This window comes from Ferrimonas sp. SCSIO 43195, assembly GCF_023716685.1.
GTDB classification, from domain to species: domain Bacteria; phylum Pseudomonadota; class Gammaproteobacteria; order Enterobacterales; family Shewanellaceae; genus Ferrimonas; species Ferrimonas kyonanensis.
The window spans coordinates 4,462,863-4,476,152 of record NZ_CP072679.1 but is presented as its reverse complement, the minus strand read 5'-3'; the positions used below and the strand labels follow the sequence as shown (position 1 = coordinate 4,476,152).

At 56.5% G+C, this 13,290-nt stretch carries 15 protein-coding genes and 1 pseudogene; 8 read left to right on the top strand and 8 right to left on the bottom strand.

Annotated elements, in window-relative coordinates; all coding sequences use genetic code 11:
• Positions 1-13: 13 nt before the first annotated feature.
• The 3 genes from J8Z22_RS20700 to J8Z22_RS20690 all read left to right on the top strand — a co-directional run bounded on the left by J8Z22_RS20700 (position 14) and on the right by J8Z22_RS20690 (position 2,485).
• Entirely contained in the window at positions 14-946 is a 933-nt protein-coding gene (locus J8Z22_RS20700) for an SPFH domain-containing protein (protein ID WP_245595533.1), read from the top strand.
• Positions 946-1,413 carry an NfeD family protein gene (locus J8Z22_RS20695; RefSeq protein WP_252007952.1) on the top strand — a complete coding sequence of 156 codons (468 nt, stop codon included), beginning with the start codon at positions 946-948 and terminating at the stop codon, positions 1,411-1,413. The genes J8Z22_RS20700 and J8Z22_RS20695 overlap by 1 nt, the downstream gene beginning before the upstream one ends.
• A 121-nt stretch (positions 1,414-1,534) precedes the next feature.
• On the top strand, positions 1,535-2,485 hold the full coding sequence (locus J8Z22_RS20690; RefSeq protein ID WP_028111370.1) for a LysR family transcriptional regulator: 951 nt from the start codon (positions 1,535-1,537) through the stop codon (positions 2,483-2,485).
• A gap of 47 nt (positions 2,486-2,532) precedes the next feature.
• Here the strand turns inward: J8Z22_RS20690 and J8Z22_RS20685 are convergent, their stop codons facing one another.
• The 6 genes from J8Z22_RS20685 to J8Z22_RS20660 form a co-directional block, all read right to left on the bottom strand.
• On the bottom strand, positions 2,533-2,829 hold the full coding sequence (locus J8Z22_RS20685) for a hypothetical protein (protein WP_252007950.1): 297 nt from the start codon (positions 2,827-2,829) through the stop codon (positions 2,533-2,535).
• A gap of 432 nt (positions 2,830-3,261) precedes the next feature.
• Positions 3,262-3,561 carry a cytochrome c3 family protein gene (locus J8Z22_RS20680; RefSeq protein ID WP_245595534.1) on the bottom strand — a complete coding sequence of 100 codons (300 nt, stop codon included), beginning with the start codon at positions 3,559-3,561 and terminating at the stop codon, positions 3,262-3,264.
• Positions 3,562-3,586: 25 nt separating this feature from the next.
• Positions 3,587-4,546, bottom strand: a complete 960-nt coding sequence (gene nrfD / locus J8Z22_RS20675; protein ID WP_028111373.1) for a cytochrome c nitrite reductase subunit NrfD — start codon at positions 4,544-4,546, stop codon at positions 3,587-3,589.
• Positions 4,546-5,211 carry a 4Fe-4S dicluster domain-containing protein gene (locus tag J8Z22_RS20670; protein WP_028111374.1) on the bottom strand — a complete coding sequence of 222 codons (666 nt, stop codon included), beginning with the start codon at positions 5,209-5,211 and terminating at the stop codon, positions 4,546-4,548. The genes nrfD and J8Z22_RS20670 overlap by 1 nt, the downstream gene beginning before the upstream one ends.
• Positions 5,212-5,220: 9 nt before the next feature.
• Entirely contained in the window at positions 5,221-5,673 is a 453-nt protein-coding gene (locus tag J8Z22_RS20665; protein WP_252007948.1) for a multiheme c-type cytochrome, read from the bottom strand.
• 44 nt (positions 5,674-5,717) lie between these two features.
• On the bottom strand, positions 5,718-5,894 hold the full coding sequence (locus J8Z22_RS20660) for a hypothetical protein (protein ID WP_156896889.1): 177 nt from the start codon (positions 5,892-5,894) through the stop codon (positions 5,718-5,720).
• 402 nt (positions 5,895-6,296) lie between these two features.
• On the opposite strand from J8Z22_RS20660, the pseudogene J8Z22_RS22265 reads away from it, so the two are divergent.
• Positions 6,297-6,473, top strand: a pseudogene (locus J8Z22_RS22265) (hypothetical protein); the annotation flags it as partial.
• A gap of 84 nt (positions 6,474-6,557) precedes the next feature.
• On the top strand, positions 6,558-7,292 hold the full coding sequence (locus J8Z22_RS20655; protein ID WP_028111376.1) for a LysR substrate-binding domain-containing protein: 735 nt from the start codon (positions 6,558-6,560) through the stop codon (positions 7,290-7,292).
• 57 nt (positions 7,293-7,349) lie between these two features.
• On the opposite strand, the gene rho is transcribed toward J8Z22_RS20655, so the two are convergent.
• Both rho and trxA read right to left on the bottom strand, forming a co-directional pair.
• Complete coding sequence (rho, locus tag J8Z22_RS20650) at positions 7,350-8,615, bottom strand: transcription termination factor Rho (protein WP_028111377.1); 1,266 nt, start codon at positions 8,613-8,615, stop codon at positions 7,350-7,352.
• A gap of 225 nt (positions 8,616-8,840) precedes the next feature.
• Entirely contained in the window at positions 8,841-9,167 is a 327-nt protein-coding gene (gene trxA, locus J8Z22_RS20645; RefSeq protein ID WP_028111378.1) for a thioredoxin TrxA, read from the bottom strand.
• 318 nt (positions 9,168-9,485) lie between these two features.
• Here trxA and rhlB point away from each other — a divergent pair, with 318 nt between their 5' ends.
• The 3 genes from rhlB to J8Z22_RS20630 all read left to right on the top strand — a co-directional run bounded on the left by rhlB (position 9,486) and on the right by J8Z22_RS20630 (position 13,283).
• The gene (gene rhlB, locus J8Z22_RS20640) at positions 9,486-10,778 is read left to right on the top strand and encodes an ATP-dependent RNA helicase RhlB (protein ID WP_028111379.1); all 1,293 of its coding nucleotides are present in this window, start codon (positions 9,486-9,488) and stop codon (positions 10,776-10,778) included.
• Positions 10,765-11,700, top strand: coding sequence for an exopolyphosphatase (locus J8Z22_RS20635; protein ID WP_252007936.1), 936 nt, complete (start codon positions 10,765-10,767; stop codon positions 11,698-11,700). The genes rhlB and J8Z22_RS20635 overlap by 14 nt, the downstream gene beginning before the upstream one ends.
• 185 nt (positions 11,701-11,885) lie before the next feature.
• The gene (locus J8Z22_RS20630) at positions 11,886-13,283 is read left to right on the top strand and encodes an L-cystine transporter (protein WP_028111381.1); all 1,398 of its coding nucleotides are present in this window, start codon (positions 11,886-11,888) and stop codon (positions 13,281-13,283) included.
• The last annotated feature ends 7 nt before the right edge of the window (positions 13,284-13,290 follow it).

The following is a 13,290-nucleotide window of genomic DNA, read 5'->3' as shown; positions in this document are numbered from 1 at the left end:
TCTAGGAGTAACCATGGAGATTGGTATGTTTATCGAAGTGCTGGGACCCAGCTTTATTTTCGTCGTGTTTGCCCTGGTGGCGGTGTTTACCGCGGTCAAAATTGTGCCTCAGGGGCACGAATGGAACGTGGAGCGGTTTGGGCGCTTTACGCGTTCATTGAAGCCAGGTTTGCACCTGGTGGTACCGTTTATCGATCGCATTGGGCACAAAATCAATGTGATGGAAAGGGTACTGGACATTCCCAGCCAGGTGGTGATCAGTCGCGATAACGCCAATGTAACCGTGGATGGGGTGACCTTTATTCAGGTGATCGATTCGGGGCGGGCCGCCTATGAGGTCAATAACCTGGAGAACGCCATCCAGAACCTGGCCATGACTAACCTGAGAACGGTGTTGGGCTCCATGGAGCTGGACGAGATGCTGTCTCGCCGGGATGAGATCAACGATCGCTTGCTGGCGGTGGTGGATGCAGCCACCCAGCCTTGGGGCGTGAAGGTGACGCGCATCGAGATCAAGGACATCTCGCCGCCGTTGGATCTGATCGAGTCGATGAATGCCCAGCTTAAGGCCGATCGTTCCAAGCGTGCCGAGATTCTCGAAGCCGAAGGGGTGAAGCAGGCGGCGATTCTCAAGGCCGATGGGGAAAAGCAGGCGGCGATATTGCGGGCCGAAGGGGAGCGTCAGGCGGCGTTTCTGGAAGCGGAAGCCCGGGAGCGCCAGGCGGAGGCCGAAGCCAACGCCACCACCACGGTGTCCAACGCCATCGCCAGTGGCGACCTTAACGCCATCAACTACTTTATTGCCCAGCGCTACACCGAAGCGTTGGCGGACATCGGCAAATCCGATTCCAGTAAGCTGGTGATGTTGCCGGTGGAAGGCAGCAACCTGGCCGGCTCCGTTGCCGGTATTACCGAACTGATTCAACAGGTGAGGGCGTCATCGTGATGGAACTGTTACTGAGCATGACCGCCACCCACTGGTTGATTGCCGGCTTGTTGCTGCTGACCCTGGAATTGATCGGTTCCGGCGGCTACTTGTTGTGGATTGGCGGCGCCGCCATCTCCACCAGTGTGTTGGCCAGACTCTCTTCGGTCAGTGTCGAAAACCAGTGGTTTGTGTTTGGTTGCCTGTCGTTGCTGTTTACGTTTTGCTGGTACCTGTACCAGCGCGGGCGCGACAAGCGCGGACTGGAACGCACCGGTCTGAATCAGCGTAGTCGTGGCCTGATCGGGGCCCTGGGCACCACATTGACCTCGGTCTCGGCTCAGAGCGGGCGGGTGAAAATCGGCGACACCAGTTGGTCGGCACGCTGTGTCGAGCAACAGGAGGTGCAAGCCGGGGAGCAGGTGGAAGTGATCGAGGTGGATGGTACCGTGCTGGTGGTGTCTGCGGTTTCCGAATCTGACAGCTAACCTTCAGTGCAGCCTGGTTACTGCCGGAACCTTATGACGGTAAATTCGATAAAACCTAGTTAACTTAATCTATTAACCGGAGTAGCATGGGGCTTTCTGGTTTGCCTCAGGCGCAGTAGCCATGCTCAACCTTAAGTTGGTCGATATTCGCGTATTCCTTTCCATCTTTGATTCCGGGTGCAGTAAAACCACCGCATCACGCCTGGGGCTCTCTCCGGCCAAAGTCAGCCGCAGCCTGGCAGGGTTGCGGCAGGTGTACAGTGATTCTCTGTTTATTAGAAAGAAGAGCGGCTTTGTGCCAACGGCCAAGGCCTCGGCTCTGGAGCAGGATTTTCGCCAGGCTATGTCGTTACTGGATAAGCAGTATCAGAAAGACCTGGCCCGCCATCAACCCCTGGAAGTGAAAGTTGCGCTGCCGCCTACCTTGTCGGTGGGGCTGCCGCAGCGCCTGGCCGATGCGGCAAGTCAACTGCCTGGTCAGGTGACCGTTTCCATCCAGCCTCTGAATCTGCGCATCTGCCAGCAGGTGCTCAATGGCAGCTTGTCCATGGCGGTGACCCATAGGGAGTGTCGCAAGTTGAAGGACTGCGTCAGTCAGAACAGCGATCAGTTGCAGGTTCGGCGCATCAGTGAGGGGCAGTTTCTCTATATTGTGGCGGCCAGGGACCATCCGGTCTGGCAAAGGGAGCGAATTCTGGAGCACCTGGCTGAGTACCCCTTTGTCATTACCCAGGTGATTGGGTTCAACAACGAGGTGGACCCCTTCGAAGTTTGGTGTGAGCAAAGGGGCCATGAACTGCAGGTGGATCGGAAGGTACAAAGCCTGGCCAGCCTCATCGAGCGCCTAGTCAACAGCCAGGCGATCTCCTTTGTGGGAACCCGCTGCGCCGCTAGGTTTATCGACAGTTTTGAAGGGTTTCGAGCTGAGAAGCTCACCAATGACCAATATGATTCGCTGCACGGCTACCAGCCCAGACCACAGTACAGTTTGCTGACGGACATAGGCGCAGACGACAGGCTGATTCCCATCCAGGATGCGGTGGAACGCTTTATTCGTGAGCAGGTGAATTAAATGAAGGCCTGCGCCTGATGAGGGGCGCAGACCTCGCAGGGAACAGGTCAGTGGCGCTGGGCGATGGCCATTTTTTCGCTAAGCGCCTTGGGAGAATCATGGCATTTGGTGCAGTGTTGTCGAACATAGGCTTCGTCCGGTAACAGAGGAGGAAGTGCGTCCCCTTCTGCCCAGCGGTGACAGTCCATGCAACTGACTTCATCCAGATGATGTTCGGTGTCTATCCAGATGTGGGCCGGAGTGACGGACCACTTTTCGTCGTGGCATTCATCGCAATCATCGATGGCCAGCCCCGGATGGCTGATTAGGGTCAGCAGCAGCAAAATCAGACGCTGTTTCATCATTGGAAACGCCTAGTAATAGAAGTGAATAGAGCCGGTTGTCCAAGATGCCGGAATAAACCCAGTGGGGATAAGAGCAGGATAGGAAGAAACGGGGATTGAGGAAAGGACAGGGAAAGACAGTTGTGAATTGCTGCCTAATCTTCGTTGGCTGAAATGCAATATCTCATTTTTCGAAAAGCAGATAGTTGAAACCCATTAATCTGCAATTTAATAATGTGTCCTGAAGCATGAGTCTTATCTAATTTATTTCATCCTTACTTATTGGTGTGCTCCGTGAGTCTCAAAAAGGGGCCACCCTGAGGGTGGCCAAAGTAGGATGAGATCCCGGACTAACCGGGGGCCGTCCTGGCCGAGAAAATCGTCCTGTGTTGCAACGGGCGGCAGCGGTTGCCGAATCGGGTCATCACGCCGAGGGCAACCGCCTTGGCACCGTTATTCGTGACAGTTGGCGCAACCGGCATTGAGGTCCACATCGTCGTGGGCCACATGGCAGTCGGTGCATTCCAGTATGCCATCGTGTTTTTCATGGGCGTCGCCGCCCAACTCCTTCATGGCGCCGTGGCAATCCAGGCAAGCCTGGTTTTCAAAGGCCATGTCGCTGGAAGGAACCCCCTCTGCGTGACAACTTTCGCAGCCACTCATGTCGCTGTGGCTATCGGCGATCGGCTGAGCGCTGACTGCCAGAGGCAAGCTGCACAGCATCAGGGTTATCAGGGTGTGTTTCATCATCATCTCCAGTGGTGTTGATGCCGAAGCATCAGGCGACGGTCAATTGACCGGCGTACAAAACAAAGTGCCTGAGGGCGAACACCCCAATCAGGGTCAGCATGCAGGTGGTGACCACAAAGGCATTGCTGTGCCGCATCCTCTCCGGCATCCAGCGGTTCAGGGCCGCGGGGACCAGCATGCCGCCGACCACCACCAATCCCCAGAAGATCGCCGACCAGAAGCCGCCACCCAACGCGACCTTGGCGGCTTCCAGACTCTGGCCACCAGCAAAAGCCAGGCCGATGAAGAAGGCAAACAGCAGGAAGCCTTCGAAGATCACCAGTGGCGACTCCAACCCATGGACAAAGTGGATGTCATCGTCGGTGGGACGGTGCTTAAACAGCAGCAAGCTCATCAGGATGGATGCGCCGATCCCGGAGGAGATGCCGGAGACCAGGAACAGAATCGGCAGGATCGGGTTGTTGAGCATGGGGTAGCCCTTGAGCGCCGACAACAGGAAGCCGGTATAGGCGCCGAGGATAACCGCCAGGGCGGCCAGCACGTTTTCAATTGGGCGACTGTGACGGCATAACCAGTTCACCAGGGCCACGAATCTAGGCAGTGCCGCTTCCAGTTTGCGCATTGGGGCGGCAAAGGCGATCAGCAGCCACACCAGCAGAACGCCAATGTACAGTGACGCGGCGATCACCCCCAGGGACATCACCGAGGTGGGGTTGTAAAACACCATGATTTTCCAGAAATCAAACGGCTTGGTGAGGTCGAGCACCAACAGCCCCAGGCCGACCATGATCGCCAGTGGTCCTACGGCGGCGGCGCCCTGAACAATGCCACTGTGGTGGGCAGGCAGTCCCTTATTTTCCAGTTTACGTTTGGTCAGAATGCCGATCACCGTGGCGCCAGCGGAGACGCCAGCCAGAAACAGGTAGATGGCGATGGGCCAGTGCCAGACCAGGGTGTCGAAATGCAGTGCGCTCTCTACGGTGTTCATTACAGTACTCCTGCTTTCTGGCTGGGAATGCGGAACAGCTTGGGATTGGTGCCCAGATCCAACTTGGCGCGCTCGGTGCGTTGGTGGCGCAAGATGGTGGCCAGTTCACTGTTCGGATCGTTGAGGTCACCAAAGGTCAGTGCCTTGGTGGGGCAGGCTTCGACGCAGGCCGGCAGCCGGCCTTCGGCCAGGTTGGTTTTGCGGCAGAAGTCGCATTTGTCGGCGGCCTTGGTCACCGGGTGGATGAACCGAACCCGGTAAGGACAGGCGGCGATGCAGTATTGGCAGCCGACGCACTTAAACGGATCGACATCGACAATGCCGGTTTCCTTATCCCGGAATGCGGCGCCGGTGGGGCAGACGCTGATGCAGGGAGCGTCCTGACAGTGTTGGCAGCTGTCGCGACTGAAGCGGTAGTAGGGGTCTTCGTCGGCATTGAACGGGCCGTCGATATTGAGTTTGAGGCGGCTGACTCCTTCCGGCACGTGATTGACTTCCCGGCAGGCGTGCTCGCAGGCCCGGCAACCAATGCACTTGGTTTCGTCGTGAATCATTGCCAGGTTCTTCACTTTAGTGTCAGCGTCGGAGCTGGCGTCGGTGCTGATGACCGCAGTGACGGCGCAGGCAGCGGAGCAGCCTAGAAATTGGCGTCTGGACAGGCTCATGATCTCTCCTTATTGCTGGCTGCCGTGGCAATCCACGCACAGTTGGGTCCGGCCGATCTCATCCAGTTCGGAGATGGGGTCGGTGTGGGGGTGCAGTTGGTGGCAGTCGGCGCAGCCGACTTTGTCCTGATGGACATCGTGGGTCCAGTCGGCGTTACGCAGCTTGACCGGTTTGTGGCAGCGGGCGCAGCGCTGATTTTGGATCGCCACCTCAGTCTGGCTGTCGGCGCCAAACTCGATGACCGGCGCTTTCTTTCTGGGGTGACTGCCTTGGTCGCCGTGGCAACTGGTGCAGGCCAGTCCCTGTTTGCCGATGGTGCTGTGAACGCCTTCCATGGAGCCGTTCTTCTTGTGGCAACGTAGGCACTTGGCTGAGGTGTCGTTGGCCGCCTGCAGGGGTGAGGCAGCCATGGCCAGCAAGGCGCAGCTCACCAAGATCGATAGCAGATGCCGATCTCTCATATATCCTCCGGGGAGATTGGGGGCCCCGAAGGGCCCGAAGTCGATCAGTGTTGCGGTTTGGCGTGGCGGGCTGGAGCGGCAACGGTTTTCTTTTTACCGTCGGTCAGGTACTCGTAGAAACCCACCACAATGGCAGAGGCCACATAGGGCAATGCGATGAACAGAACAAAGAACAAGAACAGATAAGGTAATACAACTGTTAGGAAAGTAGCGAAGCTCATAATATCCTCCTGGGCTTAAAAAGGGGATTTCCCTTCCTTGACTCTATTTTTATTCTTTATTTGCCCCATTAATATTGATTACGATCAAATTTGATTCCTAACTTGCCCTATAAATAGGAATATTTTGATCTGGTAAATATTTCCATTTTCGGGAAATGCATTCTTTAAATATCACTTATTGGCAATATGATTAATTGCTTTTTCAACCTTCTGAATATTACTAGTCGCAACTTAGTATTGCGTTTTTAACAATTTCACCGCGAATTTCAGCGTTTTACCCTAAATTGCTGTATTCAAAAGCAATAAAATGAAAGATGCAGTTCTACAAATCGAGTTTTGGGTTCATAAATATCTGAATTAGATCTTTTGTTTTCTACCCATTTGGTGGTACTTTTTAAAGCGATGATGATGTACCAAGGAGTTGCTATGAACTCGTGTTCAAAGATAGATAGCATATGCGACTTATCAATATTTAATGTAACTGTGTTTGTTAATATATACCAAGTTCTTAATTCACAGACAGTCGCAAAAAGAATGGGAGTGCAGCCCTCTAAAATTAGTAGAGCGTTGGCTGCATTAAGACAAGTATTTAACGATCAATTATTTATTCGAAAACAGTATGGATTTGAGCCGACCTCTCTCGCGTCTCGTCTCTATCCCACCATGGAACAGTTGCTGCAAGTGTCCGACAGTTTATCGGAACAACTTCACCCCGATGTGGTCGAGCGCCGTCGGGTTTCCATTGCGGTTCCGGCCACCATGCAGGCGGGCCTGACTCAGTACCTGAGCAACGTGTGTCGCAGCCGTGGTGAACAACTGGATATTGTTACCACCGGCTGGAATGGCAAGGTGGTGGAGGACATGGAGTCCCATCACCTGGACCTGGGGGTGTTTTACGCCTTACAAGGCTGTCCGCAGCTGGGCAGTGAGCTGGTGGCCCGCAATACCTCGGCCTACCTGGTGGGTTGCAGTGAGCACCCGATATGGCAGCAGGGCCGGGTCAACCTCGCCGAGTTGTTCCGGCATCCCATTGTGGTAACCGAGATGACCGAGTTTAATGATACCGAGGATCCGCTGGAGTCGGTGGCTCGGAAAATGGCGCTGGACCTGAACGTGGCCGCCCGGGTCAATAGCCTGACTGAACTGACCGAGATGATCGTCAACTCCAGTAATTTGTCGGTCGTGTGTGGCGCTCATGCGGTCAACTTCCTGCGCTCGGTCAACGGCATTCGTGTGCAGCGCATTCCCGATGAAGTGCGTCAGGAGGTACTGAGGTTGAGTTGTGGGGACGGTGAACCAGGATTCCACCTGGTGCAGCGCAGTGGCCGTGCGGTACCGCCCTGGCTGGTGGAGTCCCTGCGCCAGTTTACCCGCGAGGCCGCCGAGCCCCGGGACTGAGTCAATGCCAGACACAAAAAAAGCCGCATTCAGCGGCTTTTTTGTTGTCCGTCGGCGTTAGCCCTTGGAGCGTTTCATGGCGGTGAAGAACTCGTCGTTGGTCTTGGTCATGGCCAGACGGTCGATGAGGAATTCCATCGCTTCGATCTCCTGCATCGGGTGCAGAATCTTACGCAGAATCCACATCTTCTGCAGCTCTTCGGAGCTGGTCAGCAGCTCCTCGCGACGGGTGCCGGAACGGTTGAAGTCGATGGCCGGGAAGACCCGCTTCTCGGCAATCTTACGAGACAGGTGCAGTTCCATGTTACCGGTGCCCTTGAACTCTTCGTAGATCACTTCGTCCATCTTGGAGCCGGTATCGATCAGCGCGGTGGCGATGATGGTCAGGCTGCCGCCCTCTTCGACGTTACGAGCCGCACCGAAGAAACGCTTAGGACGGTGCAGGGCATTGGCGTCCACACCACCGGTCAGTACTTTACCGGAGGAGGGGATCACGGTGTTGTAGGCACGAGCCAGACGGGTGATGGAATCCAGCAGAATCACCACGTCTTTCTTGTGTTCAACCAGGCGTTTGGCCTTCTCGATAACCATCTCTGCCACCTGTACGTGGCGGGAAGCTGGCTCATCGAAGGTGGACGCGACCACTTCACCTTTCACCAGGCGCTGCATCTCGGTGACTTCTTCCGGACGCTCATCGATCAGCAGTACCATCAGTTCACAATCCGGGTGATTGTAGGCAATGGACTGAGCAATGTTTTGCAGCAGCAGGGTTTTACCGGCCTTGGGTGGCGCAACGATCAGGCCACGCTGACCTTTACCGATGGGGCTGGCCAGATCCAGAACCCGGGCGGTGATGTCTTCAGTAGAGCCATTACCACGCTCCATCCGCAAGCGGTCATTGGCGTGCAGTGGGGTCAGGTTTTCAAACAGGATCTTGTTGCGGGAGTTTTCCGGACGATCGTAGTTAACCTGATTCACCTTCAGCAGGGCGAAGTAACGCTCGCCCTCTTTCGGTGGACGAATCTTACCGGCAATGGTGTCACCAGTGCGCAGGTTGAAGCGTCGAATCTGGCTAGGAGACACGTAGATGTCATCCGGACCAGCCAGGAAGGACGCGTCGGCGCTGCGCAAGAAACCAAAGCCGTCTTGCAGAATCTCCAGCACGCCGCCGCCGAAGATGTCTTCGCCACTTTTTGCGTGTGCCTTGAGAATGGAGAATAGGATGTCTTGCTTCCGTGCGCGAGCCATGTTGTCGAGTCCCATGGACTCAGCCAGAGCGACTAGCTCGGAGACGGGTTTCTGCTTAAGTTCAGATAGATTCATGGGTGGGTCTTTGTGGTTTTGGCGCCAGTTGAATATCGACGCGTTCGTTACAAAACTAATTGAGGTTTTTTTAGGTCGCCCAAAAGGCAGAAGCCGTGACAGGCTGGCAAGTGTTGGCTAATAAACTAGCACTAAAGCAAAACAGCGTCCAGTGTCGACCGGGCTTTTTAATTGATTGGTGACATGGGGAAGGTCAACCCAGGCCGTAGCCTGGGTTGAAAGGCGTTACAGATGGGAGTCAATGAACTCTTTCAACTGAGTCTTAGAGGCTGCGCCTACCTTGGTGCCTGCCAGCTCGCCATTCTTAAACAGCAGCAGGGTCGGGATGCCACGAATGCCGTATTTGGCCGGGGTGCCGTTGTTCTGGTCAACGTTCATTTTACCGATAACGACTTGATCGCCGTACTCTTCGGCCAGTTCATCCAGAACCGGGGCGATCATTTTGCAAGGACCACACCATTCCGCCCAGAAGTCCACCAGCACAGGGGTGTCGGATTTCAATACATCGGCTTCGAAGCTGTCGTCACTCAGCTGTACAATCTTTTCGCTCATTGTTTACTCCGTTTATTTTTTGGTCGGGACGGGTCCCATGACTGCAATCTTGGGCCAATCGGCGACGCTTTCAACCCTCAGGCGAACAAAAAGTGTTGTCTTCGCCTGGGTATCAGATCTTGTCAGTTTCTTCTGTTGCGCTGGCGTCCGTTCGAGTTTCATCCGTTTACAGGCCAGGACTGTGGTGCCCTGTTTGGGCAACGGACAGTGACGAAGCGCAAACTGCTCTGTGTCGACTGAATGATTCCTCAATAGAATCGGTAATATTTGACTGGATCACGTTTTCTAATGCAAGCGCATCCGGTATGCTTTCCAACCATGAGCAAAACACACTTAACTGACACCCGCTTCACCGACCTGCCGCTGGCCCCTCAAGTGGCTGATGCGCTGGTGCAGACAGGGTTCACTCACTGCACGCCGATTCAGGCCCTATCCCTACCTATCGTACTGGACGGCAAAGACATTGCTGGTCAGGCGCAGACCGGTACCGGTAAGACCCTGGCATTTCTGGCGGCGACTTTTCATGAACTGATCACCCGCCCTGTGCCGGAGCAGCACGATGGCAAGAGCCCCCGGGCCATTGTCATGGCGCCGACGCGTGAACTGGCCATCCAGATTCATCGCGATGCCGAGCCTCTGGCGGCAAGCGCCGGCCTGAAAATGGGCCTGGCCTACGGTGGCGAAGGCTACGATGCCCAGCGTGCCACCCTGGAAGCTGGCGTGGATGTTCTGATTGGTACCACCGGCCGCTTGATCGACTACTTCAAGCAGGGCGTGTTCAACCTCAACTCGATCCAGGTCATGGTGCTGGATGAAGCGGATCGCATGTTCGATCTTGGCTTTATTCGCGACATCCGCTACCTGTTCCGCCGCATGCCGGCGGCGAAAGATCGTCGCAACATGCTGTTCTCTGCCACCTTGTCCCATAAGGTTAAAGAACTGGCCTACGAACACATGAACGATCCGGTTCACGTGGAAGTGGAACCAGAGCAGAAGACCGGCAAGCGCATCAAGGAGGAGCTGTTCTACCCCTCCAACGAAGACAAGATGCGCCTGTTGCTGACGCTGGTGGAGGAGGAGTGGCCAGACAAAGCCATCATCTTCGCCAACACCAAGCATCGCTGCGAAGACATCTGTGGCTGGATGGCCGGCGACGGTCATCGGGTCGGTCTGCTGACCGGTGACGTGCCGCAGAAAAAGCGGGTTCGTATCCTTGAGCAGTTTAAGGGTGGCGAGCTGGACTTCCTGGTGGCTACCGACGTGGCGGCCCGGGGCCTTCACATCAGCGACGTAACCCACGTCTTTAACTATGACCTGCCAGACGATTGTGAAGATTACGTTCACCGCATCGGTCGTACCGGCCGTGCCGGTGCCGAGGGCTCATCCATCAGCTTCGCCTGTGAAGAGTATGCCCTGAACCTGCCCGACATTGAGGCCTACATCGGTCACACCATTGCGGTGACCAACTACGACGCCGATGCGTTGCTGACTGACGTTAAGCGTCCGCAGCGGATTCAGCGTCACCGCCGCCCCAACACCGGCGGTAAACGCCCCGGCGGGCGGGATCGCTCCTCCGGTCAGCGTGGCCCTCGTCGTCATGACAAGCGGTAATCCCTCCAACGGCGGCCTTTTGGCCGCCGTTACCTTAGGCTCCAACAGTTTTAATCTGCTCCTGGCCCGCCCCAGTGTCTCCGGTGTGCCTGAGGTGGTCGCCAAACACAAGCGCAAGGTTCGCCTGGCGGAAGGGCTGGATGCCGAAACCGGCTTGTCGGACGCGGCGTTTGAGCGGGGTATCGACTGTCTGGCCTGGTTTGGTGACATTCTCAGGCAGGCCCAGCCACAACGGGTTCAGGTGCTGGCGACGGCGGCCCTGCGGGTGGCGGCCAATGGCGATCAATTCAGAGCGCGAGCCGAGCCGCTGCTGGGCTATCCCATCGAAGTGATCAGCGGCGATGCCGAGGCGGAGCTGATTTATCAGGGTATGCGAGCCTGCACCTCGGTGACGGGTGAGGCCCTGGTGATCGACATCGGTGGTGCCAGTACTGAGCTGGTGATCGGCGATGCCCAGAGAATCCATTTCAAGCACTCCTTCGAGCTTGGCTGCGTGCTCTATACCCAGCGCTACTTTGCCGAGGCCGTGACCGAGGCCGGTTTCGAGGCGGTGGCGGAGGCGGTGGCCCGGTTGCTGGCGCCACAGCTGCCACAGATGACGACGTTGCGGTGGCAGCATTGCCTCGGGGTGTCCGGCACGGTCCGGGCCCTGTTTGAGCTGGCTCCACAGTTGGGGTGGTCGCAACCGGTGCTGACATCGGAATTGCTGGCGCTGGTGAAAGCCCGCTTGTGTGAGGACAGCGAGGCGGTGCTGGCCTTGCTGGATAGCGAGCGGCGACCGCCGTTTGCCGCTGGGGTGGCCATTTTGCTGAGTATCTTCGAGCTGCTGAACATCACCGAATTGCGCCAGGCCGGTGGTGCCCTGCGCGAGGGGCTGCTGCATCGGCTGCAATCTGACGCTTACCAGGCTGCCGATACCTAAGATTATTACGATTTGTTTATAACAAATTCATTTTGGTACTAAGGGCGATCTTTCCCGGTCGAGTATTCTGTACTACCCGCGAATCAGGGCTTACGCCTGAATCTGGGCAAGAATTCAACATAACAAACTGTAAACAATTTTGGTACTGGCATGACTCCCCAGGCAATGGGGTGAGGTAAGAGTAAATGAGTGTATTGGTGGTGGCGAACGTCCTGGCGATGTTAGCGCTGTTGTGGCTGCTGTATCGCATGCAGCAGAAGCATGTAAAGTTTACCCACAGGGTGTTTGCCGGTCTCGGAATCGGGGTGGCCTTTGGCCTGATTCTGCAACTGGTGTACGGCGTGGACTCGCCACACCTGGCAACCTCCATCGACTACTTCAACATCGTCGGTCAGGGCTATGTGCAGCTGCTGAAGATGATCGTCATGCCGCTGGTGATGGTTTCCATCATCAGTGCCATTCTCAAACTCAAGGATGCCGAGTCTCTGGGGAAAATCAGCGGCCTGACCATAGGTGTGCTGCTGATCACCGTGGCCATTGCCGGCCTGATCGGCTTCTTCGTCGCCAACCTGTTTGGCTTGACCGCCGAGGGGCTGACCCAGGGGGCTCGAGAGGCCGACCGGGCCGCCTACCTGTTGTCCCGGGAAGGCGCCGCCTCTGGCATCTCCATCGCCACTACGCTGGTGAATTTGATCCCGGCCAACCCCTTCCTCGACATGACCGGTGCCCGTGACACCTCCATCATCTCGGTGGTGATTTTCTCCGCCTTTGTCGGCATCGCCGGCCTCGGTCTGCACCGCAAACAGCCGCTGGTGGCAGAGCGGTTCGACGCCTTTATCGAAGTGGCCTATGCGGTGGTGATGCGGATCGTTACCCTGGTACTGCGCCTGACCCCGTATGGGGTGCTGGCCTTGATGACCAAGGTACTGGCCACCAGTAAGTTTGCGGACATTTTCAACCTGATCAATTTTGTGGCGGCGTCTTACACCGCGCTGGGGCTGATGTTCCTGATTCACCTGCTGCTGGTGAGCTTCTTCGGCGGCAACCCGGTGACCTACATTCGCAAGGTGCTGCCGGTACTGTCTTTTGCCTTTACCAGCCGCACCAGTGCCGGCACCATGCCGCTGAACATTCAGACCCAGACTCACCGTCTGGGGGTACCGGACGGCATTGCCAACCTGTCGGCGTCCTTTGGTGCTACCATCGGCCAAAATGGCTGCGCGGGCATCTACCCGGCGATGCTGGTGGCGATGATCGCCCCCACCATCGGCATTGATCCGATGACGCCGTCGTTCATCATTACCATGATCGCCACCATTGTCGTCGGCTCCTTTGGGGTGGCCGGCGTCGGCGGCGGGGCGACGTTCGCTGCGTTGATTGTGCTGACCGCGCTGGATATGCCAGTGGCCCTGGCCGGTTTGCTGATCTCCATTGAGCCACTGATCGATATGGGCCGCACCGCTTTGAATGTGAATGGCGCCATGACCGCCGGTTTCGTTACCAGCCGTGTGTTGGGTCAGACCGATATGGCGGTGTATAACGGTGAGCAGGAGTTGGATGTGGACCTGGAGTCCGCCTCCTGAGCCTCGA